Source organism: Bradyrhizobium campsiandrae (assembly GCF_014529705.1).
GTDB lineage: Bacteria > Pseudomonadota > Alphaproteobacteria > Rhizobiales > Xanthobacteraceae > Bradyrhizobium > Bradyrhizobium campsiandrae.
On sequence record NZ_JAANIH010000041.1, the window covers coordinates 49,191 to 72,979 of the forward strand.

General features: G+C 63.3%; 31 protein-coding genes. 30 read left to right on the plus strand and 1 reads right to left on the minus strand.

Translation table 11 applies throughout. From position 1 onward, the window contains the following. Positions 1–170 precede the first annotated feature (170 nt). Together G8O24_RS26890 and G8O24_RS26895 are read left to right on the plus strand one after the other, a co-directional pair. Entirely contained in the window at positions 171–2,231 is a 2,061-nt protein-coding gene (locus G8O24_RS26890; RefSeq protein ID WP_188104656.1) for an FAD-dependent oxidoreductase, read from the plus strand. A 135-nt stretch (positions 2,232–2,366) separates the two neighbouring features. After that, positions 2,367–4,415, plus strand: coding sequence for an ABC transporter ATP-binding protein (locus G8O24_RS26895; protein ID WP_188104658.1), 2,049 nt, complete (start codon positions 2,367–2,369; stop codon positions 4,413–4,415). Here the strand turns inward: G8O24_RS26895 and G8O24_RS26900 are convergent. Continuing rightward, the gene (locus G8O24_RS26900) at positions 4,319–5,581 is read right to left on the minus strand and encodes an FAD-dependent oxidoreductase (RefSeq protein WP_188104660.1); all 1,263 of its coding nucleotides are present in this window, start codon (positions 5,579–5,581) and stop codon (positions 4,319–4,321) included. The genes G8O24_RS26895 and G8O24_RS26900 overlap by 97 nt on opposite strands. Before the next feature lie 658 nt (positions 5,582–6,239). On the opposite strand from G8O24_RS26900, the gene rpsL reads away from it, so the two are divergent. The 28 genes from rpsL (at position 6,240) to G8O24_RS27040 (ending at position 23,690) form a co-directional block, all read left to right on the plus strand. Then, entirely contained in the window at positions 6,240–6,611 is a 372-nt protein-coding gene (gene rpsL / locus G8O24_RS26905; protein ID WP_007603006.1) for a 30S ribosomal protein S12, read from the plus strand. Positions 6,612–6,626: 15 nt separating this feature from the next. Next, a complete protein-coding gene (gene rpsG / locus G8O24_RS26910) occupies positions 6,627–7,097 on the plus strand; it encodes a 30S ribosomal protein S7 (RefSeq protein WP_008136420.1) in 471 nt (156 codons plus the stop codon). 33 nt (positions 7,098–7,130) lie between these two features. After that, a complete protein-coding gene (gene fusA / locus G8O24_RS26915) occupies positions 7,131–9,203 on the plus strand; it encodes an elongation factor G (RefSeq protein WP_061876883.1) in 2,073 nt (690 codons plus the stop codon). Positions 9,204–9,243: 40 nt separating this feature from the next. Further along, the gene (gene tuf / locus G8O24_RS26920) at positions 9,244–10,434 is read left to right on the plus strand and encodes an elongation factor Tu (protein ID WP_057745503.1); all 1,191 of its coding nucleotides are present in this window, start codon (positions 9,244–9,246) and stop codon (positions 10,432–10,434) included. Positions 10,435–10,514: 80 nt separating this feature from the next. After that, positions 10,515–10,823 (plus strand): 30S ribosomal protein S10, encoded by a 309-nt coding sequence (gene rpsJ / locus G8O24_RS26925; protein ID WP_002712302.1) that lies wholly within the window; start codon positions 10,515–10,517, stop codon positions 10,821–10,823. A gap of 53 nt (positions 10,824–10,876) precedes the next feature. Next, the gene (gene rplC, locus G8O24_RS26930; protein WP_188104661.1) at positions 10,877–11,593 is read left to right on the plus strand and encodes a 50S ribosomal protein L3; all 717 of its coding nucleotides are present in this window, start codon (positions 10,877–10,879) and stop codon (positions 11,591–11,593) included. 1 nt (position 11,594) lies between these two features. Further along, positions 11,595–12,215, plus strand: a complete 621-nt coding sequence (gene rplD, locus G8O24_RS26935; RefSeq protein ID WP_057745497.1) for a 50S ribosomal protein L4 — start codon at positions 11,595–11,597, stop codon at positions 12,213–12,215. Next, positions 12,212–12,514, plus strand: coding sequence for a 50S ribosomal protein L23 (locus G8O24_RS26940; protein ID WP_092294145.1), 303 nt, complete (start codon positions 12,212–12,214; stop codon positions 12,512–12,514). The genes rplD and G8O24_RS26940 overlap by 4 nt, the downstream gene beginning before the upstream one ends. A 12-nt stretch (positions 12,515–12,526) precedes the next feature. Beyond that, a complete protein-coding gene (rplB, locus tag G8O24_RS26945) occupies positions 12,527–13,360 on the plus strand; it encodes a 50S ribosomal protein L2 (protein WP_188104663.1) in 834 nt (277 codons plus the stop codon). A gap of 12 nt (positions 13,361–13,372) precedes the next feature. Further along, on the plus strand, positions 13,373–13,651 hold the full coding sequence (gene rpsS / locus G8O24_RS26950; RefSeq protein ID WP_008136357.1) for a 30S ribosomal protein S19: 279 nt from the start codon (positions 13,373–13,375) through the stop codon (positions 13,649–13,651). 10 nt (positions 13,652–13,661) lie between these two features. Next, the gene (gene rplV, locus G8O24_RS26955) at positions 13,662–14,051 is read left to right on the plus strand and encodes a 50S ribosomal protein L22 (RefSeq protein WP_057745488.1); all 390 of its coding nucleotides are present in this window, start codon (positions 13,662–13,664) and stop codon (positions 14,049–14,051) included. Between the two features lie 18 nt (positions 14,052–14,069). Then, complete coding sequence (gene rpsC, locus G8O24_RS26960; RefSeq protein WP_188104665.1) at positions 14,070–14,795, plus strand: 30S ribosomal protein S3; 726 nt, start codon at positions 14,070–14,072, stop codon at positions 14,793–14,795. A 30-nt stretch (positions 14,796–14,825) separates the two neighbouring features. Further along, positions 14,826–15,239: a 50S ribosomal protein L16 gene (gene rplP, locus G8O24_RS26965; protein WP_008136349.1), complete on the plus strand. Its 414-nt coding sequence runs from the start codon at positions 14,826–14,828 to the stop codon at positions 15,237–15,239. A gap of 5 nt (positions 15,240–15,244) precedes the next feature. Next, entirely contained in the window at positions 15,245–15,451 is a 207-nt protein-coding gene (gene rpmC / locus G8O24_RS26970; protein ID WP_027520957.1) for a 50S ribosomal protein L29, read from the plus strand. A 13-nt stretch (positions 15,452–15,464) separates the two neighbouring features. Further along, the gene (gene rpsQ, locus G8O24_RS26975) at positions 15,465–15,713 is read left to right on the plus strand and encodes a 30S ribosomal protein S17 (RefSeq protein WP_057745481.1); all 249 of its coding nucleotides are present in this window, start codon (positions 15,465–15,467) and stop codon (positions 15,711–15,713) included. A gap of 96 nt (positions 15,714–15,809) precedes the next feature. Further along, positions 15,810–16,178 (plus strand): 50S ribosomal protein L14, encoded by a 369-nt coding sequence (rplN, locus tag G8O24_RS26980; protein WP_007603030.1) that lies wholly within the window; start codon positions 15,810–15,812, stop codon positions 16,176–16,178. Further along, entirely contained in the window at positions 16,178–16,492 is a 315-nt protein-coding gene (gene rplX / locus G8O24_RS26985; protein WP_011088142.1) for a 50S ribosomal protein L24, read from the plus strand. Before rplN ends, rplX begins: the two co-directional genes overlap by 1 nt. Next, positions 16,485–17,042: a 50S ribosomal protein L5 gene (rplE, locus tag G8O24_RS26990; RefSeq protein WP_188104667.1), complete on the plus strand. Its 558-nt coding sequence runs from the start codon at positions 16,485–16,487 to the stop codon at positions 17,040–17,042. The genes rplX and rplE overlap by 8 nt, the downstream gene beginning before the upstream one ends. A gap of 46 nt (positions 17,043–17,088) precedes the next feature. Then, positions 17,089–17,394, plus strand: coding sequence for a 30S ribosomal protein S14 (gene rpsN / locus G8O24_RS26995; RefSeq protein ID WP_057745473.1), 306 nt, complete (start codon positions 17,089–17,091; stop codon positions 17,392–17,394). Between the two features lie 14 nt (positions 17,395–17,408). After that, entirely contained in the window at positions 17,409–17,807 is a 399-nt protein-coding gene (gene rpsH, locus G8O24_RS27000; protein ID WP_188104669.1) for a 30S ribosomal protein S8, read from the plus strand. 16 nt (positions 17,808–17,823) lie between these two features. Then, positions 17,824–18,357: a 50S ribosomal protein L6 gene (gene rplF / locus G8O24_RS27005; RefSeq protein WP_188104671.1), complete on the plus strand. Its 534-nt coding sequence runs from the start codon at positions 17,824–17,826 to the stop codon at positions 18,355–18,357. Positions 18,358–18,368: 11 nt separating this feature from the next. Continuing rightward, complete coding sequence (gene rplR, locus G8O24_RS27010; RefSeq protein WP_061026875.1) at positions 18,369–18,731, plus strand: 50S ribosomal protein L18; 363 nt, start codon at positions 18,369–18,371, stop codon at positions 18,729–18,731. 44 nt (positions 18,732–18,775) lie between these two features. Further along, positions 18,776–19,369: a 30S ribosomal protein S5 gene (gene rpsE, locus G8O24_RS27015; RefSeq protein ID WP_057745465.1), complete on the plus strand. Its 594-nt coding sequence runs from the start codon at positions 18,776–18,778 to the stop codon at positions 19,367–19,369. 25 nt (positions 19,370–19,394) lie between these two features. Then, complete coding sequence (gene rpmD, locus G8O24_RS27020; RefSeq protein ID WP_092294155.1) at positions 19,395–19,601, plus strand: 50S ribosomal protein L30; 207 nt, start codon at positions 19,395–19,397, stop codon at positions 19,599–19,601. A 48-nt stretch (positions 19,602–19,649) separates the two neighbouring features. Further along, a complete protein-coding gene (rplO, locus tag G8O24_RS27025) occupies positions 19,650–20,135 on the plus strand; it encodes a 50S ribosomal protein L15 (RefSeq protein WP_188104673.1) in 486 nt (161 codons plus the stop codon). Between the two features lie 149 nt (positions 20,136–20,284). Further along, the gene (gene secY / locus G8O24_RS27030) at positions 20,285–21,616 is read left to right on the plus strand and encodes a preprotein translocase subunit SecY (RefSeq protein ID WP_128966824.1); all 1,332 of its coding nucleotides are present in this window, start codon (positions 20,285–20,287) and stop codon (positions 21,614–21,616) included. Beyond that, a complete protein-coding gene (locus G8O24_RS27035) occupies positions 21,613–22,815 on the plus strand; it encodes a preprotein translocase subunit SecY (protein ID WP_188104675.1) in 1,203 nt (400 codons plus the stop codon). Before secY ends, G8O24_RS27035 begins: the two co-directional genes overlap by 4 nt. Continuing rightward, positions 22,812–23,690, plus strand: a complete 879-nt coding sequence (locus G8O24_RS27040) for an adenylate kinase (protein ID WP_188104677.1) — start codon at positions 22,812–22,814, stop codon at positions 23,688–23,690. The genes G8O24_RS27035 and G8O24_RS27040 overlap by 4 nt, the downstream gene beginning before the upstream one ends. Positions 23,691–23,789 lie beyond the last annotated feature (99 nt).

Sequence of the window (23,789 nt, forward strand, 5' to 3'; positions counted from 1 at the left end):
GGACAACGAAAAGGCCGGCGAAAGCCGGCCTTTTTGCTGCTTTGATTGCCTGTTGCGATGCGGGATCGACCTTTGTTCATCTTTCCTTCAGGCGCAAAAGCGCTTCTGCTAAGGGAGCTTAGACCGGTGGTCCCGTGACGGGGGCAGGGCCGGAGACCCTCGGAACTCACATGCTTGATCTCGCAATCGTAGGCGGCGGCCCTGGCGGGCTGATGAGCGCCTGGTACCTGAAGCGTAAGCTCGGCGATCTCTGCCGCATCACCATCTACGAAGCGTCCGACCGGCTCGGCGGCAAGATCGTCACGCGCAAATTCGATTCGGCGCCGGCGATGTACGAGGCCGGCGTGGCCGAGATCTACGATTACTCGATGACGGGTCCCGATCCGCTGCGCGAACTGATCCAGCATTTCGGATTGCAGACCATTCCGATGGACGCCGAGCAGGTTCATCTCGACGGCGAACTGCTGAACGATGTTCCCGGCATGCGCCGCAAATACGGCGCCAAGACCGCGGCTGCGATCGAGGCCTTCCGCAAGCGCTGCGCCGACGAGATGTCGCCGATCGAATATTACGAAGGTGTCGGCGCCCACGACAACGAAAACCCCTGGGCCTACAAGACCGCCGAGCAGGTGCTCGACGAAGAGGTCGAGGACGAGACGGCAAAGCGCTTCTTCAAGGTGATGGCGCGCTCGGACATCGCGACCGAAAGCCACAACACCAACGGCCTCAACGCGCTCAAGAACTATCTGATGGATGTCGATGGCTATATCGGCCTCTACTCCATCCAGAACGGCAACGAGCAACTGATCGAGTGCCTGCAGTCGGAGGTCAACGCCGACATCCAGCTCAACCACCGCGTGCTCACGGTCGGCAAGGCGACGACCGGCCGCTACCAGCTGAAGATGATGAACGGCAAGGGGCCGGAGACGCGCGATTTCGACCTCGTGCTGGTCTGCCTGCCGCATTCCTGGCTCGCCACGATGGCGTGGGAAGGCGAGCAGCTGCGCAAGTCGATGGTCAAGCACGTCGCCTATTTCGACCGTCCGGCGCATTACCTGCGGGTCTCGATCCTGTTCGATACCCCGTTCTGGGGCGACAGGATTCCGGGCGCGTGGTTCATGTCGGAGGCGTTCGGCGGCTGCTGCGTCTACAACGAGGGCGCGCGTCACGATGTCGGCAAGCATGGTGTGCTGAACTGGCTGATCCCCGGATCCGATGCGCTGGCTTTCGCCAATCTGTCGGACCAGGAACTGATCGATGCCGCGCTGAAATCGCTGCCGGCCTCGCTTGGGGATGCGCGCGCGCATTTCATGGAAGGCAAGATCCACCGCTGGCTGTCGTCGGTGAACGCCATACCGGGCGGTCTGCCCGTGCGCGACGTCATGACCAATCACCGCCCGGAGCCGAAGGACCATCCCGGGATTGTCGTGGTCGGCGACTATCTGTTCGACTCCACGCTGAACGGTTTGCTCGACTCCTCGGACGCAGCGACCGACATCATCCTGACCGAGATGATGCGGCTGCGCCGCGAACGCGCGCAGGAAGGCAAGCCGGTCTCGGACAAGATCGACCGGGATTATTTCGAGAACTATCGCGGTCTTGGCCCCTACAATGAAGTTTGGCAGCACTTCACCGATCCCGACTATCTGACCAACCTGATCAGCATCGTCTGGGGCAAGACGAAGGGCGCCAAGCTGCTGGTCGCAGGCTCGGCCAGCGGCGAACTGGTCGGCGCACTGCGCGAGCGCGGCATCGACGCGTGGGGCATCGAGAACAACCGCGCGATCCACGCCAGGACGCCGAAGGCACTCAAGAAGTACAACAAGCTCGGCTCGATCACCGACATGCCGTTCAAGAACGGCAGCTTCGACTACGTGTTCGAGACCAGCCTCTGCCATGTCTCGCCGAAGCAGGTGGTGCGCGCGATCAAGGAACTGAATCGCGTGGTCAGGACCGGGCTCGTGTTCGGCTCGGTCACCTCTGACATGGCGCCGGCCCTGATCGACCGGTACGACCTCCTGCGCGGGGTCAAGAAGCTCGGCACCTGGTGGGAATGGTCCGAACTGTTCTTCGGCAACGGCTTCGATCTGTCGATGCACCGCAAGGACTGCACCGATGCGCTCTGGACGGCGACGCTCGCCGCCAACAAAGGTCCCGGGCAGTGGTACGCCGACGCCGATTCTTTGCGCTATTCCTTCTTCGACAAGGTCGAGGACGAAGACGACGACTAGCATCCCGAGGCGGATGAACTCGCCAATTGTTTTGCCGAATTCATCCTGATCGCATAGAATCAGGATCAGTAGCGGCTTTCCGCTATCTCCCTGCTTTCTCTGCGGTCATGCCGGCCGTCAGCATCGGTTGGTATCATGGCGTCCAGGCCTCTTTCGCCCGACAAACAGAAGCTTGCTGCCGCAGAGGCGGCCGAGCTCGAGGACAAGCTCGCCGCGGGCAAAGAGCCCGCGCTGGAAGACGACGAGGAAGACGAGGACGAAGACGAGGGCGACGACGAGCTCGAGCTCGACGACGATGATGACGAGGACCTCGTCGTCTTTACCGCCCGTGAGGCCGCCGGCGCGCTCGCGACCATCCTCGGCTTCGTCAAGCCCTTCCTGTCCAACTACAAGCGTATCCTGGGCTATGTGGCGTTTGGCGTGCTGGTCGAGACGCTGTTCAACGTCATCATGCCGCTCAGCCTGAAGTTCCTGATCGACGACGCGCTCGGTGAGGAGGATTTCCAGGCGCTGTACAAGATCCTCGGCGTGCTCGCGGTCGCCGGTATCTTCACCTCGATCATCGCGGTCTGGTACGAGCGCTGGGACGCGCGGCTGGCAGCCTGCGTCATCTCCGACGTCCGCAAGCGCCTGTTCGAGCACGTCCAGGATCTGCCGGCGGCCTATTTCGGCCGCACCAAGCGCGGCGAGATCCTGTCGCGCTTCTCGGTTGATCTCTCGGCCTTCGAGGGCTCGGTCAAGACCTTCGCCAACAGCGCGGCGCTGCCCTTCCTGGAGTTGATCGCCGGCATCATCCTGATGCTGTTCCTGAACTGGCAGCTCGCGGTGGTCGCGCTGCTGGTGTTTCCGATCACGCTGATTGGCCCGCGCATCCTGACGCCGAAGGCGGTGCAGGCCAATTACGAGCAGAAGCTCAACGAAAGCGCGCTGCTCGGCATGGTGCAGGAGAACATCGCGGCGCAGGCCGTGATCAAGGCGTTCAGCCTGCAGCGCAAGATGTTCGGCTTTTTCGCCTTCCGCAACGAGGCGACCCGCGACAGGATCGCAGCCGCCGGGTTCCTGTCGACGATGGTGGAACGGACCGTCACCATCTCGGTGCTCCTGCTGCACCTCGTCGTACTCGCGATCGGCGCTTATCTCGCGACCAAGGGCCAGATCACCATCGGCACCTTCGTCACCTTCGAGAGCGCGTTCTGGGAGGTCTCCTACAACATCGCGCACGTGATGCACTTCATCCCGGTGTCGATCTCCTCGGCGGCCGCGATTCGCCACATGCAGGAGTTGCTGGACGAGCCCACCCGCGGTGCCGATCGTCCCGGTGCGCCCGATCTGCCGCGCATCACCCACGACATCACCTTCGACCACGTGACGTTCCAGTACGAGGGCGCGCAGACGCCGGTACTGGACAATCTCAGCCTCAAGCTCAATGCCGGCAAGCGCATCGCCATCGTCGGCCCCTCCGGTTCGGGCAAGAGCACGCTGCTCAATCTGATCCTGCGTCTCTACGTGCCGGACGAGGGGCGCGTCACCATCGACGGCGTCGATGTCCGCAAGGTGACGCTGGATTCGCTCCGCCGCAGCATGGCGGTGGTGTTCCAGGAGAACATGCTGTTCAACATGTCGATCCGCGAGAACATCCGGCTCGGCAAGGAGGGCGCGACCGACGCGGAAGTGGAGGAGGCCGCCAAGAAGGCCGAGATCCACCGCTACATCATGAGCCTGCCGCAGCGCTACGACACCCCGGTCGGCGAGCGCGGCGATACGTTGTCGGGCGGCCAGCGCCAGCGCATCGCGATCGCGCGCGCGATCATCCGCAATCCCTCGGTGCTGCTGCTCGATGAAGCGACCTCCGCACTCGACCAGACCACGGAGGCGGCGATCAACCGCACGCTGCTGAAGGTCGCCAAGGGCCGCACCATGATCTGGTCGACCCATCGCCTGGCGTCGGTGGTCGAGATGGACGAGATCATCGTGATCTCAGGGGGCAGGGCGATCGAGCGCGGCTCGCATGCCGAACTGCTCGCCAGGAACGGCACCTATCGCAAGCTGTGGAACGACCAGATCCACCAGCCCCACGGTGCGGCTGCTCAGGCCGACGACGACAGCGATGACGACGAAGACGATGAGGACGATGAGGACGACCTCGACGAGGATGATGAGGACGAGGACGACGAGGAGGAGTGACCGAGGAAGTTCGGCTCCAGATGGATCGTCCCTCCAAACCGCCGCAACAATCCCTGGGCCGACCACGCCATGAAGCGCGCCCAGCGCTGCGCGCTCCAGTAGGGGCTCGTCGCAATCGAAACCGAGCGGAAGTCGAAGGCTTTCGCCGCCGCCCATTGGTCGCAGGCCCGCTTCACCGGATCTGCGTAGAACGCGGCGATCTTGCCCGCATCCATTCCGTCGGACGCCAGCCATCGCGGGATGTGGACGTTGCAGAGCCGCTCGACGTCGGTGAACACCTTGTCGCAACCGGTGCCGGCGACGGGGCAGGAGGTTGCGAAGGCATCGCCCGCCAGCACCACGCCCGGCTGGTGGCCGGCATCATTCACGTAGAGATCGACCGGACGGATCTTGATCTCGCCGGTGATGTCGAACGGGCCGGCAATGCGCTTGAGCCGCGGCAGGGCGGCATTCAATGTCTCGGCCGGCGCGCGGCGGAATTCGCGCAGCCAGGGATCGTCGAAGCCGCGGTACACGAACAGATTGGCCCGCATTCGCGTGCCGATCGGAAACAGCGAGATGTAGGGGATTCGGTCGCGCGGGCGCTCCGAGAAATAGGTCAGGGCCGGGAAGTCGAACGAGTTCCGCCCGGCTGGCACCGCGTCGAATCCGATCGAGATCGAATGGCAGGCGCTGATGACGTGTCTGACGATGCCAAGCTGGTGGCGCAGGCCGACATTCAGGCCGTTGGCGAGCACGACCAGGCGGGCCGATATCGTCTCGTCATTGGCGAGCGCTATCCTCTGCCGCTCCGGGCTGGTCTGGACCGCCACGGCCTTGGTCCAGATCCGTTCGACCGCTTCAGGAATCTCGTCGCGGATCGCATTGACCAGGGAATCATAGCGGATGTTGAACTGCCGGCTCGGTGCCTTGTCCAGCAGATGGCCGAATCGAGCAATCCAGTTCTCGCCCGAAAAGGTCGCCCGGCGCAGCACCGCGTCGGCGATTCCCGTCCGCTGGAAACGCTCGATCTGTCCGTGGCCGCTGAGCTTCTCGACGCGAAAATCGGCCGGATAGCTTGCGTGCGGGTCGATCAGCACGGCCGAAATACCGGCGCGCCCGAGCATCGCGGCGGCGGTCGAGCCGGCAAGTCCCCCGCCGATGATGGCAATATCGGTGTACCGCATGGCGCCTGTCTCTGCCGGAGGCGGCAGATTGACGCATCAAGAGGAAAAAAAGCCTTAGCACAGGATATAAAAGTATATTTCTTCCGGGTAAAAACTGACTGAGACTGGTGGAACCGGCGCTTCGTCCCCATATGTGGCAAGGCGCCAAGCCGGCGATTTCTCAAGGCGCGAGAAGCGCTTTGTGACTGTCGTTTCGCCTTGACTTGACCGATTCTCACTTATAGAAAGCGCCTCACTTAACGACAGGCGGTGAGCATTGCCAACGTCGGAACGGGCCACCCGCTGATCCCCAGGGATCGCCAAAGCGGGCACCAACCTCGACGAATGCCGCTCAAACGCTGTCGATAATAGCTAGGCAATGCCAGTGCGATTTTAGGCCTCTCGAGCTTGTTCTCCTGAGACCGAATTCGGATGCATGACCTCGGTGCGCAGGCCGCGGCTTTACGCTGATCGGCCCTGATACTGCGGTCCTCTGTGGCGTCGAAGCGCTTTCCGCTCGGTGATGGAGCGGTTGGCGCGATTTCGCTTTGCGCGGATTGTTTCGCGCGGAGCGGGCTCCGTCGAGCGGGACGCTCGACAAGAATTTGCGGTCCCGGCAACGGGCCGCGGCAAGACAGCGGGCCCGCAAGGGGTCGCGATAACAAAGGGTAAGGCCAGGATGCCGACGATCAACCAGCTGATCGCTCAACCGCGTGAAGTGCAGAAGTCGCGCAAGAAGGTGCCGGCGCTGCAGCAGTCGCCGCAGAAGCGTGGTGTTTGCACCCGCGTCTACACCACGACCCCGAAGAAGCCGAACTCGGCGCTTCGTAAGGTCGCCAAGGTGCGTCTGACCAATGGTTTCGAGGTGATCGGCTACATCCCGGGTGAGGGCCATAACCTTCAGGAGCACTCGGTGGTCATGATCCGCGGCGGCCGCGTCAAGGACTTGCCCGGCGTGCGCTACCACATCCTCCGCGGCGTTCTGGATACCCAGGGCGTCAAGAACCGTAAGCAGCGTCGTTCGAAGTACGGCGCGAAGCGTCCGAAGTAAGCGGGAACCAGCTCCATGTCTCGTCGCCACTCAGCGGAAAAGCGCGAAGTTCTTCCCGATCCGAAGTTCGGGAACATCATCGTCACCAAGTTCATGAACTCGGTGATGTACGCCGGCAAGAAGTCGGTCGCCGAAGGCATCGTCTACGGCGCGTTCGGCATCATCGAATCCAAGACCAAGCAGAACCCGCTTGGCGTGTTCGAGCAGGCGCTCGAGAACGTCATGCCGACGATTGAAGTGCGCTCCCGCCGCGTCGGCGGTGCGACCTATCAGGTCCCCGTCGAAGTTCGCTCGACCCGCCGCCAGGCGCTGGGCATTCGCTGGCTGATCTCGGCCGCACGCGAGCGCAACGAAAAGACGATGACCGAGCGTCTGTCGGCTGAGCTCCTGGATGCGTCGAACAACCGTGGGAACGCCGTCAAGAAGCGTGAAGACGTGCACCGGATGGCGGAAGCCAACCGTGCCTTCTCGCACTATCGCTGGTAACGGCGAAACAAACGGACTCGCAAGGAACACCCCATGCCCCGCCAACATGCCATCGAGGACTACCGTAACTTCGGTATCATGGCGCATATCGACGCCGGCAAGACGACGACGACCGAGCGCATCCTCTATTACACCGGCAAGAGCCACAAGATCGGCGAAGTGCACGAAGGTGCCGCGACGATGGACTGGATGGAGCAGGAGCAGGAGCGTGGCATCACGATCACCTCGGCTGCGACCACCGCGTTCTGGAACGGCAAGCGCCTGAACATCATCGACACCCCCGGCCACGTCGACTTCACCATCGAAGTCGAGCGCAGCTTGCGCGTGCTCGACGGCGCCGTCTGCGTGCTCGACTCGAACCAGGGCGTCGAGCCCCAGACCGAGACCGTCTGGCGCCAGGGCGACAAGTACAAGGTTCCGCGCATCGTCTTCGCCAACAAGATGGACAAGATCGGCGCCGACTTCTTCAAGTGTCTGGCCGACATCGTTGACCGTCTCGGCGCCAAGCCCGTTGCGATCCAGCTGCCGATCGGTGCCGAGAACAACTTCAAGGGTCTGGTCGACCTCGTGAAGATGAAGGGCGTCGTCTGGAACGACGAGTCGCTCGGCGCGAAGTTCGACTATGTCGACATTCCGGAAGACCTCGTCGACCAGGCCAAGGAATACCGCGAGAAGATGGTGGAAGCCGCCGTCGAGCTCGACGACGACGCCATGGCCGCCTATCTCGACGGCAAGGAGCCCGATGAGGCGACCCTGAAGCGCCTGATCCGCAAGGCGGTGCTGACCGGCGCGTTCTATCCCGTGCTGTGCGGCTCGGCCTTCAAGAACAAGGGCGTGCAGCCGCTGCTCGACGCCGTCGTCGACTACCTGCCGTCGCCGCTCGACGTGCCCGCGATCAAGGGCACCGACGACAAGGGCAACGAAGTCGTGCGCAAGGCGGACGACAAGGAGCCGCTCGCGCTGCTCGCGTTCAAGATCATGGACGACCCCTTCGTCGGCACCATCACCTTCTGCCGCATCTACTCCGGCGTTCTGCAGAGCGGCACCGGCGTCGTGAACTCGACCCGCGAGAAGAAGGAGCGCATCGGGCGCATGCTGTTGATGCATGCGAACAACCGCGAAGACATCAAGGAAGCCTATGCCGGCGACATCGTCGCGCTGGCCGGCCTGAAGGAAGCGCGCACCGGTGACACGCTGTGCGATCCCGACAAGCAGGTGATCCTGGAGAAGATGGAATTCCCCGAGCCGGTCATCGAGATCGCGATCGAGCCGAAGTCCAAGGCCGACCAGGAGAAGTTGGGCGTCGCGCTCGCCAAGCTCGCCGCGGAGGATCCGTCCTTCCGCGTGTCGACCGACCACGAGTCCGGCCAGACCATCCTGAAGGGCATGGGCGAACTCCACCTCGACATCAAGGTCGACATCCTCAAGCGCACCTACAAGGTCGACGCCAACATCGGCGCGCCGCAGGTGGCGTTCCGCGAGCGTGTCACCAAGCGCGTCGAGCACAGCTACACCCACAAGAAGCAGACCGGCGGTACCGGCCAGTTCGCGGCCGTGTCGTTCATCGTCGAGCCGAACGAGCCCGGCAAGGGCTACGAGTTCGAATCGAAGATCGTCGGCGGCGCTGTGCCGAAGGAGTACATCCCCGGCGTCGAGAAGGGCCTCGAGAGCGTTCTGTCCTCCGGCGTGGTCGCGGGCTTCCCCGTGGTCGACGTCAAGGTGCAGCTGGTCGACGGCAAGTATCACGACGTCGACTCGTCGGCGCTTGCCTTCGAAATCGCCTCGCGCGCCTGCTTCCGCGAAGCGCTGCAGATGGGCAAGTCCGTCCTGCTCGAACCGATCATGAAGGTCGAAGTCGTGACCCCGGAAGACTACACCGGTTCGGTCATTGGCGACCTGAATTCGCGGCGCGGTCAGATCCAGGGTCAAGACATGCGCGGCAACGCCAACGTCATCAACGCGATGGTGCCGCTCATGAACATGTTCGGTTACGTGAATAACCTGCGCTCGATGAGCCAGGGTCGCGCGACCTTCACGATGCAATTCGACCACTACGCAGAAGCGCCGGCCAACGTGTCGGCAGAAGTCCAAAAGAAGTTTGCCTGATTGTCGTCGGTCTAAAGCTGACGATTGAACGGAGAGTCAAATGGCCAAAGCAAAGTTTGAACGTACCAAGCCGCACTGCAACATCGGCACCATCGGTCACGTCGACCATGGTAAGACGTCGCTGACCGCGGCGATCACCAAGGTTCTCGCCGAAGCCGGCGGCGCGACGTTCACCGCGTACGACCAGATCGACAAGGCGCCGGAAGAGAAGGCGCGCGGCATCACCATCTCGACCGCGCACGTCGAGTACGAGACGCCGAACCGCCACTACGCCCACGTCGACTGCCCCGGCCACGCCGACTACGTGAAGAACATGATCACCGGCGCCGCCCAGATGGACGGTGCGATCCTGGTCGTGTCGGCTGCTGACGGCCCGATGCCGCAGACCCGCGAGCACATCCTGCTCGCCCGCCAGGTCGGCGTGCCCGCGCTCGTCGTGTTCCTCAACAAGTGCGACATGGTCGACGATCCGGAACTGCTCGAGCTCGTCGAGCTCGAAGTCCGCGAGCTGCTCTCGAAGTACGACTTCCCGGGCGACAAGATCCCGATCATCAAGGGTTCGGCTCTCGCCGCCCTCGAAGACTCGGACAAGAAGCTGGGCCACGACGCCATCCTCGAGCTGATGAAGAACGTCGACAGCTACATCCCGCAGCCGGAGCGTCCGATCGACCAGCCGTTCCTGATGCCGGTTGAAGACGTGTTCTCGATCTCGGGCCGCGGCACCGTCGTGACCGGCCGTGTCGAGCGCGGCGTCGTCAAGGTCGGCGAGGAAATCGAGATCGTCGGTCTCCGCGCCACCCAGAAGACCACCGTCACCGGTGTCGAAATGTTCCGCAAGCTGCTCGATCAGGGCCAGGCCGGCGACAACATCGGTGCGCTGCTCCGCGGCACCAAGCGTGAAGACGTCGAGCGCGGCCAGGTGCTGTGCAAGCCGGGTTCGGTCAAGCCGCACACCAAGTTCAAGGCTGAGGCTTACATCCTCACCAAGGAAGAGGGCGGCCGCCACACCCCGTTCTTCACCAACTACCGTCCGCAGTTCTACTTCCGCACCACCGACGTGACCGGTGTCGTGCACCTGCCGGAAGGCACCGAGATGGTGATGCCGGGCGACAACATCGCGATGGAAGTGCACCTGATCGTGCCGATCGCGATGGAAGAGAAGCTCCGCTTCGCGATCCGCGAAGGCGGCCGCACCGTCGGCGCCGGCGTCGTCGCCTCGATCATCGAGTAATTACGAGAATAGGGACGGCGAATAGCGAGTGGTGACATTCGCTATTCGCTATTCGCCACCCAACGAAGAGAGACACGGCAATGAACGGCCAAAATATTCGCATCCGTCTCAAGGCGTTCGACCATCGTATCCTCGATACGTCGACCCGCGAGATCGTGAACACGGCGAAGCGCACCGGTGCGCAGGTCCGCGGACCCATTCCGCTGCCCACCCGCATCGAGAAGTTCACCGTCAACCGTTCGCCGCACGTCGACAAGAAGAGCCGCGAACAGTTCGAGATGCGCACTCACAAGCGTCTGCTCGACATCGTCGATCCGACCCCGCAGACCGTCGATGCTTTGATGAAGCTCGACCTGGCCGCCGGTGTCGACGTCGAGATCAAGCTCTAAGATTTTTGGATCACGTTCGCACCTTGCGGACAGAAAGAACAGGAAGCACGCCGATGCGCTCCGGAGTGATCGCACAAAAGGTCGGGATGACGCGGGTCTTTACAGAGGCCGGCGAACATATCCCCGTGACCGTGCTGAAGCTCGGCAATTGCCAGGTCGTAGGCCACCGCACTGAAGAGAAGAACGGTTACGTCGCGCTCCAGCTTGGTTCTGGCAGCCGCAAGACCGTGTACATGCCCAAGGCGGAGCGCGGCCAGTTCGCGGTCGCCAAGGTCGAGCCGAAGCGGCAGGTCGAGGAGTTTCGCGTCACCGCGGACGCCATGATCCCGGTCGGCGCCGAGATCCAGGCCGACCACTTCGTCGTCGGCCAATTCGTCGACGTCACCGGCACTTCGGTCGGTAAGGGCTTCGCCGGCGGTATGAAGCGCTGGAACTTCGGCGGTCTGCGCGCCACGCACGGTGTGTCGATCTCGCACCGCTCGATCGGTTCGACCGGTGGTCGTCAGGATCCCGGCAAGACCTGGAAGAACAAGAAGATGCCCGGTCACATGGGTGTCGATCGCATCACCACGCTCAACCTTCGCGTCGTCCAGACCGATGTCGAGCGCGGCCTGATCCTCGTCGAAGGCGCCGTTCCCGGCTCCAAGGGCGGTTGGATCCGCGTGCGCGACGCCGTCAAGAAGCCGCTTCCGAAGGAAGCTCCGAAGCCCGGCAAGTTCAAGGTTGCGGGCGGCGAAGCCGAGGCTGCGGCCCAGCAAGAGGGTGCGTGAGATGGAATTGAAGGTCACCACCCTCGAAGGTAAGGAAGCCGGCTCGGTCCAGCTTTCCGACGCCATTTTCGGTCTCGAGCCGCGCCAGGACATCATTGCGCGTTGCGTGCAGTGGCAGCTCAACAAGCGTCAGGCCGGCACCCACAAGGCCAAGGGCCGCGCCGAGATCTGGCGCACCGGCAAGAAGATGTACAAGCAGAAGGGCACCGGCGGTGCTCGTCACGGCTCGGCCCGCGTGCCGCAGTTCCGCGGCGGCGGTCGTGCCTTCGGTCCGGTGGTGCGTTCGCACGCCACCGATCTGCCGAAGAAGGTGCGCGCGCTCGCTCTCAAGCATGCGTTGTCGGCCAAGGCCAAGGACGGCGACCTGCTCGTGATCGAGAAGGCCGCGCTGGAAGCCGCCAAGACCAAGGCGCTGCTCGGTCACTTCTCGGGCCTGGGGCTCACCAACGCGCTGATCATCGACGGCGCCGAGCTCAACAACGGCTTTGCCGCTGCGGCCCGCAACATCCCCAACATGGACGTGCTGCCGATCCAGGGCATCAACGTCTATGACATCCTGCGCCGTCAGAAGCTCGTTCTGACCAAGGCCGCCATCGATGCGCTGGAGGCGCGCTTCAAATGACGAAGAACATCGAGGCTCGGCATTACGACGTGATCGTCGCTCCGGTCGTCACCGAAAAGGCGACGCTGGCGTCCGAGCACAACAAGGTCCTGTTCAAGGTGGCCGCCAAGGCGACCAAGCCGCAGATCAAGGAAGCGATCGAGAAGCTGTTCGACGTCAAGGTCAAGAGCGTCAACACGCTGGTCCGCAAGGGCAAGGTCAAGGTCTTCCGCGGCAATCTCGGTTCGCAGTCGAACACCAAGCGCGCGATCGTGACCCTCGAAGAGGGCCACCGGATCGACGTCACCACCGGTCTGTAAGGTCGTACGACGATGGCACTGAAGACATTCAATCCCACGACGCCGGGCCAGCGCCAGCTGGTGATGGTCGATCGTTCGGCCCTCTACAAGGGCAAGCCGCTGAAGGCGCTCACCGAAGGCAAGAAGTCCTCGGGCGGCCGCAACAACACCGGCCGTATCACCGTGCGTTTCCGCGGCGGCGGTCACAAGCAGACGCTGCGCACCGTCGACTTCAAGCGCGAGAAGGTCGATGTTCCCGCGACCGTCGAGCGGCTGGAGTACGATCCGAACCGCACCGGCTTCATCGCCCTGATCAAGTATCAGGACGGCGAGCAGGCCTACATCCTGGCGCCGCAGCGCCTGGCCGTGGGTGACACCATCGTCGCCGGCAACTATGTCGACGTGAAGCCGGGCAACGTCATGCCGCTCGGCAACATGCCGGTCGGCACGATCATCCACAACATCGAGGTCAAGATCGGGAAGGGCGGCCAGCTCGCCCGCTCCGCCGGCACCTACGCCCAGCTGGTCGGTCGCGACCAGGACTACGTCATCATCCGCCTGAACTCGGGCGAGCAGCGCCTGGTGCATGGCCGTTGCCGCGGCACGATCGGCGCGGTGTCGAACCCGGACCACATGAACACCTCGATCGGCAAGGCCGGTCGCAAGCGTTGGATGGGCCGTCGCCCGCACAACCGCGGTGTCGCCATGAACCCGATCGACCATCCGCACGGCGGTGGTGAAGGTCGTACCTCGGGCGGTCGCCACCCGGTCACCCCGTGGGGCAAGCCGACCAAGGGCAAGAAGACCCGCACCAACAAGTCGACCAACAAATTCATTCTCCTAAGCCGCCACAAGCGGAAGAAGTAAGGAACGACGGACATGGTTCGTTCAGTCTGGAAAGGCCCGTTCGTCGAGGGTTCTCTGCTCAAGAAGGCAGATGCCGCCCGCGCGTCCGGCCGTCACGACGTCATCAAGATCTGGAGCCGTCGCTCGACGATCCTGCCGCAGTTCGTCGGCCTGACCTTCGGCGTCTACAACGGTCAGAAGCACGTGCCGGTGGCCGTCAACGAGGAAATGGTCGGTCACAAGTTCGGCGAGTTTTCGCCGACCCGGACCTTCCATGGCCACTCCGGCGACAAGAAAGCCAAGAAGGCTTGAGGATTAAACGATGAGCAAACCTAAGCGCGAACGGAGCCTCGCCGAGAACGAGGCCAAGGCGGTCGCCCGGATGCTGCGGGTGAGCCCGCAGAAGCTCAACCTGGTCGCCCAGCTCATTCGCGGCCGGAAGGCTTCCGCTGCGCTCGCCGATCTGCAGTTCTCGCGCAAGCGGATCGCGGTCGACGTCAAGAAGTGCCTGGAATCGGCGATCGCCAATGCCGAGAACAACCACGACCTCGACGTCGATGATCTCGTCGTGGCGCAGGCCTTCGTCGGCAATGGCCTGGTGATGAAGCGTTTCGCCGCTCGCGGCCGTGGTCGCTCGGGGCGTGTCTACAAACCATTTTCGCAGCTGACGATCATTGTTCGTCAGGTCGAAGCCGAAGCAGCAGCGGCTTAAGGGTCGCAGGAGAATACGATGGGTCAAAAGATCAATCCGATCGGTCTGCGCCTCGGCATCAACCGGACCTGGGATTCCCGCTGGTTCGCCGGCAAGCAGGAATACGGCAAGCTGCTGCATGAGGACGTCAAGATCCGCGAGATCCTGCACAAGGAGCTCAAGCAGGCGGCCGTCGCCCGCATCGTGATCGAGCGTCCGCACAAGAAGTGCCGCGTCACCATCCACTCGGCCCGTCCGGGCGTGGTGATCGGCAAGAAGGGCGCCGACATCGACAAGCTTCGCAAGAAGGTCGCGGACATCACCTCGTCCGACGTCGTCATCAACATCGTCGAGATCCGCAAGCCGGAGCTCGATGCGACGCTGGTGGCCGAGTCGATCGCTCAGCAGCTCGAGCGCCGCGTGGCGTTCCGCCGTGCCATGAAGCGCGCCGTGCAGTCGGCGATGCGTCTCGGCGCGGAAGGCATCCGCATCAACTGCTCGGGTCGTCTGGGCGGTGCGGAAATCGCGCGCATGGAGTGGTACCGCGAAGGTCGCGTGCCGCTGCACACGCTGCGCGCCGACATCGACTACGGCGTTGCGACCGCGTTCACGACCTTCGGCACCTGCGGCGTCAAGGTCTGGATCTTCAAGGGCGAGATCCTCGAACACGATCCGATGGCCCAGGACAAGAGAATGGCCGAAGGCGAGACGGGTGGTAGCAGCGAGCGTGGCGGCCGTGGGCGCCGCGACACGGCTGCAGCCTGATCTGCACCAAGAATTTGAGGGCTTAAAGCCATGATGCAACCTAAGAAAACGAAGTTCCGGAAGGCGCATAAGGGCCGCATTCACGGCGTCGCGTCTTCGGGCGCGACGTTGGCGTTCGGCCAGTTCGGCCTGAAGGCGACCGAGCCTGAGCGCGTCACCGCGCGCCAGATCGAAGCCGCCCGCCGCGCGCTGACCCGCCACATGAAGCGCGCCGGCCGGGTCTGGATCCGCGTGTTCCCGGACGTTCCGGTGTCGAAGAAGCCGGCCGAAGTCCGCATGGGCTCCGGCAAGGGGTCGCCGGAATTGTGGGTGGCCCGCGTCAAGCCGGGCCGGGTGCTGTTCGAGATCGACGGCGTCAACACCCAGACGGCGCGCGAGGCGCTGACCCTGGCGGCCGCCAAGCTGCCGATCAAGACGCGCTTCGTCGAGCGCATTGCGGAGTAATGGCCATGGCCCAGATGAAGATCGAAGACATCCGCGCGATGAGCCCCGACCAGCAGGACGACGCAGTCCTGAATCTGAAGAAGGAGCGCTTCAACCTGCGCTTCCAGCGTGCCACCGGGCAGCTCGAGAACACCTCGCGTCTGCGCGAGGCTCGCCGCGATATCGCCCGGATCAAGACCGTCGCCGCGCAGCAGCGCGCGAAGAAGAAGTAAGGGGCTAACGGATATGCCGAAACGTACTTTGCAAGGCGTGGTCGTCAGCGACAAGACTGCCAAGACCGTCGTGGTGCGCGTCGATCGCCGCTTCACGCATCCGATCTACAAGAAGACGATCCGCCGTTCGAAGAACTACCATGCGCACGACGAGAACAACGAGTTCAAGCCGGGCGACATGGTCTGGATCGAAGAGACCAAGCCGATTTCGAAGTTGAAGTGCTGGATCGTGATCCGGGGCGAACACAAGAAAAGCGCCTGATCTGTTGGCCTTGGCCATTCATTTGGCCGGCTGACTTCAGGGAAATGTTGAGCGCCGGCTAGGCTGGCGCAAAGAGAAAGAGGACGAGGTGCATCAATGATTCAGATGCAGACCAACCTCGACGTGGCCGACAATTCTGGCGCACGCCGTGTCATGTGTATCAAGGTGCTCGGAGGCTCCAAGCGCCGCTACGCCACGATCGGCGACATCATTGTCGTCTCGATCAAGGAAGCGATTCCGCGTGGCAAGGTGAAGAAGGGCGACGTGATGAAGGCCGTCGTGGTGCGTGTCCGCAAGGACATCCGCCGCGCCGACGGTTCGGTCATCCGCTTCGACCGCAATGCCGCCGTTCTGATCAACAATCAGTCCGAGCCGGTCGGCACCCGTATCTTCGGGCCCGTGCCGCGCGAGCTGCGCGCCAAGAACCACATGAAGATCATTTCGCTCGCGCCGGAGGTGCTGTGATGGCTGCGAAGATCCGCAAGGGCGACAAGGTCGTCGTGCTGACCGGCCGCGACAAGGGTCGCACCGGCGAAGTGTTCGAAGTTCGCCCCGACGCCGGCACGGCGCTCGTGCGCGGCATCAACATGGTCAAGCGTCACCAGAAGCAGACGCAGGCCCAGGAGGGCGGCATCATCTCGAAAGAGGCGCCGATCCAACTGTCCAACATTGCGTATGTCGGCAAGGACGGAAAGCCGACCCGCGTCGGATTCAAGATTCTGGCGGACGGCAAGAAGGTTCGCATCGCCAAGAGCTCGGGAGCTGAGATCGATGGCTGAGACCGCTTACACCCCGCGCCTGCGCGCGGAATACGACGCGAAGATCCGCACGGCGATGACCGAGAAGTTCGGTTATCAGAACGTCATGCAGGTTCCGCGGCTGGACAAGGTCGTGCTGAACATGGGCGTTGGCGATAGCGTCAACGACCGCAAGAAGGCCGAGACCGCCGCTGGCGAGCTGACCCAGATCGCCGGCCAGAAGGCGATCGTGACCTATTCGCGCATCGCGATCGCGACCTTCAAGCTGCGTGAGAACCAGCCGATCGGCTGCAAGGTCACGCTGCGCAAGGCCCGCATGTACGAGTTCATCGACCGCCTGGTCAACGTCGCGCTGCCGCGCGTCCGCGACTTCCGCGGCCTGAACCCGAAGAGCTTTGACGGCCGCGGCAACTACTCGCTCGGCATCAAGGAGCACATCATTTTCCCCGAGATCGACTTCGACAAGGTCACGGAAGCCCGCGGTATGGACATCACCGTCTGCACCACGGCCAAGACCGACGAAGAGGCGAGGGCCTTGTTGACCGCTTTCAATTTCCCGTTCCGGCAGTGAGACGCTGACCTAAAGCCTCTCAAACGCGGATACCCAGGAGCCAAGCATGGCAAAGAAGAGTTCAGTCGAGAAGAACAACCGGCGCAAGCGGATGGTGAAGAACGCCGCCCCGAAGCGCGAGCGGTTGAAGGCGATCATCGCCGACAAGACGCTGCCGATGGAGGAGCGGTTCGCCGCCACCCTGAAGCTGGCGGAAATGCCGCGCAATTCGTCGGCCACCCGCATCCGTCTGCGTTGCGAGCTGTCGGGCCGCCCGCGCTCGAACTATCGCAAGAACAAGCTGTCCCGTATCGCGCTCCGCGACCTTGGCTCCAAGGGCATGGTCCCGGGCCTCGTGAAGTCGAGCTGGTAAGGAGGGTCGTTTAGATGTCTACGCACGATCCAATCAGCGATCTGATCACCCGCATCCGCAACGCGCAGATGCGTTCCAAGACCAAGGTGTCCACGCCTGGCTCGAAGATGCGCGAGAACGTCCTCGAAGTGCTGAAGAGCGAGGGCTACATCCGCGGTTACGCCACGCTCGAGCACTCCTCGGGCCGCAGCGAGATCGAGATCGAGCTGAAGTATTTCGACGGCGAGCCCGTCATCCGCGAGATCGAACGTGTCTCCAAGCCCGGGCGCCGCGTTTACGCCTCGGTGAAGAACCTGCCGCGGGTCAATAACGGACTCGGTATTTCGGTGTTGTCGACGCCGAAGGGGATCATGGCCGACCACAGTGCGCGTGAAGCGAACGTGGGCGGTGAAGTCCTCTTCACGGTGTTCTGAGAAGGGTTTTTGATCCATGTCACGTGTTGGCAAAAGGCCTGTGGCGGTGCCGTCCGGTGTGACCGCGACCGTCGATGGGCAGACCGTCAAGATGAAGGGGCCGAAGGGCCAGCTTCAGTTCGTCGTCCATGACGACGTCGAGGTGAAGCTCGAGAGCGGCCAGATCAAGGTCAAGCCGCGGGCCGAGACCAACCGCGCGCGGGCGCTGTACGGCACCGCTCGCGCCCAGGTCGCGAATCTGGTCGAAGGCGTCACCAAGGGCTTCGAGAAGAAGCTCGAAATCACCGGCGTCGGTTATCGTGCCGCGATGCAGGGCAAGAACCTGCAGCTCGCGCTCGGTTACAGCCACGACGTGATCTACCCGATCCCGGAAGGGATCACGATCGCCGTGCCGAAGCCGACCGAAATCACGGTGTCGGGCAGCGACATTCAGCGCGTCGGCCAGGTTGCCGCCGAGATCCGCTCCTATCGTCCGCCGGAGCCCTACAAGGGCAAGGGCGTGAAGTATGTGGGCGAATTCATCTTCCGCAAGGAAGGCAAGAAGAAGTAACGGAGCCGGTCATGTCCAAAGCCAAGGTTACGAATGCCCGGCGCAAGCGGAGTGTGCGGCTGAAGCTGCGTCGCTCCGCTGGTGGTCGTCCGCGTCTGTCGGTGTTCCGCTCGTCCAAGCACATCTACGCCCAGGTCATCGACGACCTGAAGGGCGAGACGCTCGCCTCTGCCTCCTCGCTGGAGAAGACGATGCGCGACGGCGGCAAGACCGGCGCCGACATCGATGCAGCGAAGGCGGTCGGCAAGCTGCTGGCCGAGCGCGCTGCGGAGAAGGGCGTCAAGGAAGTCGTGTTCGATCGCGGCAGCTACCTCTACCACGGGCGCGTCAAGGCTCTTGCCGACGCTGCGCGTGAGAGCGGGCTGAGCTTCTAACAGAATTTGAGGATTGAGGCGTAAGCCTCTGAAGGATTGGAAAAATGGCAGAACGCGAACAACGTGGTGGACGCGATCAACGCGGCGGCGGACGTGAACGCAAGGAGCGCGAGGAGCGCGACAGCGAGTTCGTCGATAAGCTCGTCCACATCAATCGCGTGGCCAAGGTCGTCAAGGGCGGCAAGCGCTTCGGTTTCGCCGCGCTGGTCGTGATCGGCGATCAGAAGGGCCGCGCCGGTTTCGGTCACGGCAAGGCGCGCGAAGTGCCCGAGGCGATCCGCAAGGCCACCGAATCCGCCAAGCGCAACCTGACCCGCGTGTCGCTGCGCGAGGGCCGCACCCTGCATCACGACATCGCCGGCCGTCATGGCGCGGGCCGTGTCTACCTGCGTGCAGCTCCCGCCGGTACCGGCATCATCGCCGGCGGCCCGATGCGCGCCGTGTTCGAGACGCTCGGCGTCCAGGACGTGGTGGCGAAGTCGATCGGCTCGTCGAACCCGTACAACATGGTTCGCGCGACTTTCGATGCGCTGAAGCACCAGGATTCACCGCGTTCGGTCGCGGCACGCCGCAACATCAAGGTGTCCACCCTCCAGGGTCGTCGCATCGGCGGCGATGCCGAGGCGGCGGCGGACTAACCAACGCTTTTCGGAGTAGACCACGATGGCCAAGGACGCCGCAAAGTCCGCAAAGACGATCAAGCTCGAGCAGACCGGCAGCGCGATCCGCCGCCATCACTCGCAGCGTTCGACGCTGATCGGGCTCAAGCTCAACAAGATCGGCCGCACCAGCGAATTGCCGGACACCCCGGCCGTGCGCGGCATGATCGAGAAGGTTCACCATCTCGTCCGCATCGTCGACGAGAAGTAAAATTGCGCGCATGATCGAGGTCATGCGCAAAACACAAGGAGCAGGGCGATGAAGCTCAGCGATATCGCCGACAACGCCGGCTCGCGCAAGAAGCGCATGCGCGTCGGCCGTGGCATCGGTTCGGGCAAGGGCAAGCAGTCCGGCCGCGGCGGCAAGGGCCAGACCGCGCGTTCGGGCGTGCGCATCAAGGGTTTCGAGGGCGGCCAGATGCCGATGCATCGCCGTCTGCCCAAGCGCGGCTTCAACAACATCTTCCGCGTCGAGTACGCCGAGATCAATCTCGACCGGCTCCAGGATGCGGTCGATGCCAAGAAGCTCGAGGCTGGCAGCGTCGTAAACGTCGAGAGCCTGGTGAAGGCCGGCGTGCTGCGCCGCGCCAAGGCCGGCCTGCGGCTGCTCGGCCGCGGCGAGCTCAAGGCCAAGCTCAACATCGAAGTCCACGGCGCCACCAAGTCCGCGATCGCGGCGGTCGAGAAGGCGGGTGGTTCGGTGAAGATCCTCGCCCAGCCTAAGGAAGAAGGCGAGGCGGCGTAACAACTGCGTCATTGGCCCGCGCCTCGCGGGCCTTTACGCATGCGGGACGTGGACTTATCGAAGCCGAAGCCCCAGATAATGTCCGGCGTCCGCTAAAGTAGCCCGGCCGCGGGTATGACGGCGCAAAAGGCGGCGGGAGAAAGTCCAATATGGCCTCAGCAGCGGAACAACTGGCAGCCAACCTCAATTTCGGCGCGTTTGCCAAGGCTGACGAACTGAAGAAGCGCATCTGGTTCACCCTGGGTGCGCTGCTCGTTTATCGGCTCGGAACCTACATCCCGCTGCCCGGCATCGATCCCAACATCTGGGAGCAGGTGTTCAGGTCGCAGGCGGGCGGCATCCTCGGTATGTTCAACATGTTCGCCGGCGGTGGCATCCACCGCATGGCGATCTTCGCGCTGAACATCATGCCGTATATCTCCGCCTCGATCATCATCCAGCTCCTGACCACCGTCTCGCCGCAGCTCGAGGCGCTGAAGAAGGAAGGCGAGGCCGGCCGCAAGACGCTGAACCAGTACACCCGCTATTTGACTGTGATCCTGGCCGCGTTCCAGTCCTACGGCATCGCCGTCGGCCTCGAAGGCGCCGGCAACGTCGTCAGCGACCCCGGCATGTTCTTCCGTCTCTCCACCGCGATCACGCTGACCGGCGGCACCATGTTCCTGATGTGGCTGGGTGAGCAGATCACCTCGCGCGGCATCGGCAACGGCATCTCGCTGATCATTCTCTCCGGCATCGTCGCCGAGCTGCCCGCAGCGCTCGCCAACATGCTCGAGCTCGGCCGTCAGGGCGCGATGTCGACCGGGCTGATCCTGATCGTCATCGTGATGGCGGTCGCCGTGATCGCCTTCATCGTGTTCATGGAGCGCGCCCAGCGCCGGCTCTTGATCCAGTATCCAAAGCGCCAGGTCGGCAACAAGATGTTCGAGGGGCAGTCCTCGCATCTGCCGCTCAAGCTCAACACGTCAGGCGTGATCCCGCCGATCTTCGCGTCCTCGCTGCTGCTGCTGCCGACCACGGTCGCGAACTTCAACGCGGGCAAGGGGCCGGAATGGTTCCAGTGGATCACCACCCAGCTCGGCCACGGCCGTCCGCTGTTCCTGATTCTCTATCTCGCGCTGATCGTGTTCTTCGCCTTCTTCTATACCGCGATCGTATTCAACCCGACCGAGACCGCGGACAATCTGAAGAAGCATGGCGGCTTCATCCCGGGCATCCGTCCCGGCGAGCGCACCGCCGAATATATCGACTACGTGCTGTCGCGGATCACCGTGCTCGGCGCGATTTACCTGGCGATCGTCTGCTTGATCCCGGAAATTCTGATTTCCTACGCCTCGGTGCCGTTCTACTTTGGCGGCACGTCGCTCCTGATCGTGGTCAGCGTGACCATGGATACGGTAGCGCAGGTTCAGGGCTATCTGCTGGCGCATCAGTATGAAGGCCTAATCCGGAAGTCGAAGCTGAGGGGCCGCCGTAGATGAATGGGGAGCTTGCGCGCCGGATCGGTTTCACGATTGGCGCGCTGCTCCTCTTCAGGCTCGGCACGCATATTCCCGTACCGGGCGTAGCAACATCGACCCTGCCGCTCACCGGCGGGCTCGTTGCCCGCCTCTCGCTGTTTGCGCTCGGTCTCGTTCCCTATCTCAGTGCTGCGATCCTGATCCGGCTGTTGTCGGTGGTCTGGCGCGGCTTGAATGCACGGGAGCGATCGGGCGAGGCAGGCCGGCGCAGCATCGCCCGCCTGACCCTCGCCCTGACCTTGGTCATCGCGGCCTTCCAGGCCTATGGCATCGCCTCGGCTCTCAAGGACGTGCCAAATCTGGTGAGCGACCCCGAGGGCTGGTTCGTGGTCACGACCACCGCGACCATGGTCGGCGGCGTGTTCGTCCTGATCTTCCTCAGCGAGCAGATCACCCGCCACGGCATCGGTAACGGGCTGGCGCTGATGCTGAGCGTCGGCTTCCTCGCGGCGCTGCCCTCTGATGTGTCAAACGTCCTGGAGGTGATGCGAAGCGGTTCGGTCTCCAGCGATCTCGTGCTGTTCCACCTCGTGTTCTGGGCCGCCGCGGTCGTCCTGATCGTCGTCGTCGAAGGTGCGCGGCGAAACATCGGAATCGCCTTTGCGCAGCGCGGCGTGGGGGCAAGGATCCTGCCGGCGCGGACGACGGTGCTCCCGGTCAAGTTGAACAATGCCGGCTTTCTGATACCGACCACCGTGGCGCCCTGGTTCATCTTCCTGCCGCTATCGGCTGCTGCCTTCCTGCTTGGGGGCGCCCCCTGGATTGGGGCGCTCTACCAGTCCCTCCAGGTCGGGCGGCCTGCCCATCTGATCGTGATCTCGATCGCGGTATTCGCGCTGGCGTTCGTCTACACGTCCTATGTGGTCGATCCCGAAGATGTCGCCGAACAGCTTGCCAAGCACGGCGGCGCGATTCCCGGCGTCGCGCCGGGTGAGGCCACCGCGGATCATCTCGATCGCGTCGTGTCATTGACGACCATCGTCGGAGCCGTCTACCTGACGCTGGTGCAGATGATTCCGGAAGCGCTCTTGGTTTACGGAAACGGGCTGCCCTATAGTATGAGTGGTGGTGCGGCGCTGATTGTGGTCTGCACCATTCTCGATCTTCAAACACAGGTGCGCGACGTATCGCTCACCAATCCGGGGGGCGTACGCCGATGAGAATTATACTTCTGGGACCGCCAGGATCGGGCAAGGGGACCCAGGCGCAGCTGCTGGTGCAGCGCTATGGCATCGTCCAGCTCTCGACCGGCGAAATGTTGCGTGCAGCCGTCGCGGCCGGCACGCCGGTCGGGCTGAAGGCCAAGGAGATCATGGCGAGCGGCGGGCTCGTCCCTGATGACGTCGTGGTCGGAATCATCTCGGACCGCATCGATCAGCCGGACGCCAAGCGCGGCTTCATCCTCGACGGCTTCCCGCGCACCGTGCCGCAGGCCGAGGCGCTGGATGACCTGCTGCGCCATAAACATCTCAAGCTTGACGCGGTGATCGAGCTCCGCGTCAACGAGAGTGCGCTGCTGAGCCGCGTCGAGACCCGTGTCGCCCAGATGCGGGAGCGCGGGGAGGAGGTCCGGCTCGACGACACCCCGGAGGTCCTGACCAAGCGGCTCGCCAGCTACCGCAGCCAGACGGAACCGCTGATTCACTACTATTCCGAGCGCCGGAAGCTCTCGACCATCGACGGCATGATGGCCATCGACGAGGTCACCCGGGCCATCCACCGCCAGCTGCTGGCGCTGGGCGCGGTCGAGCCCAAAACCCATGCCAAGACCCATGCCCGCAGCGCGGCCAAGGCGGCGCCCGCCAAGACGGGGGCTAAGACTGCCAAACCGGCCAAAAAGCCGGCGAAAGCGGCCAAAAAGGCTACCAAACCGGCGAAATCCGCCAAGAAGGCGGTGAAGGGTTCCAAGAAGGCAGCCAAGAAAACGGTCAAAAAGAGCGCCAAAAAGACCGCCAAAACAAGCGTCAAGAAGGCCCTCAAAAAGGGTGCCAAGAAGGCTGCAAAAAAGGTCACGAAAAAGCGAGCCAAGCGCTAGCGGCGGTTGACGAAAGCCCCCGGAATCCCTTAATAAGCCCCGCATCCAAGTCGGATAGTTTCAAACGATGCCGGGCCCCAGGAAGACCAGGGGTGGGCG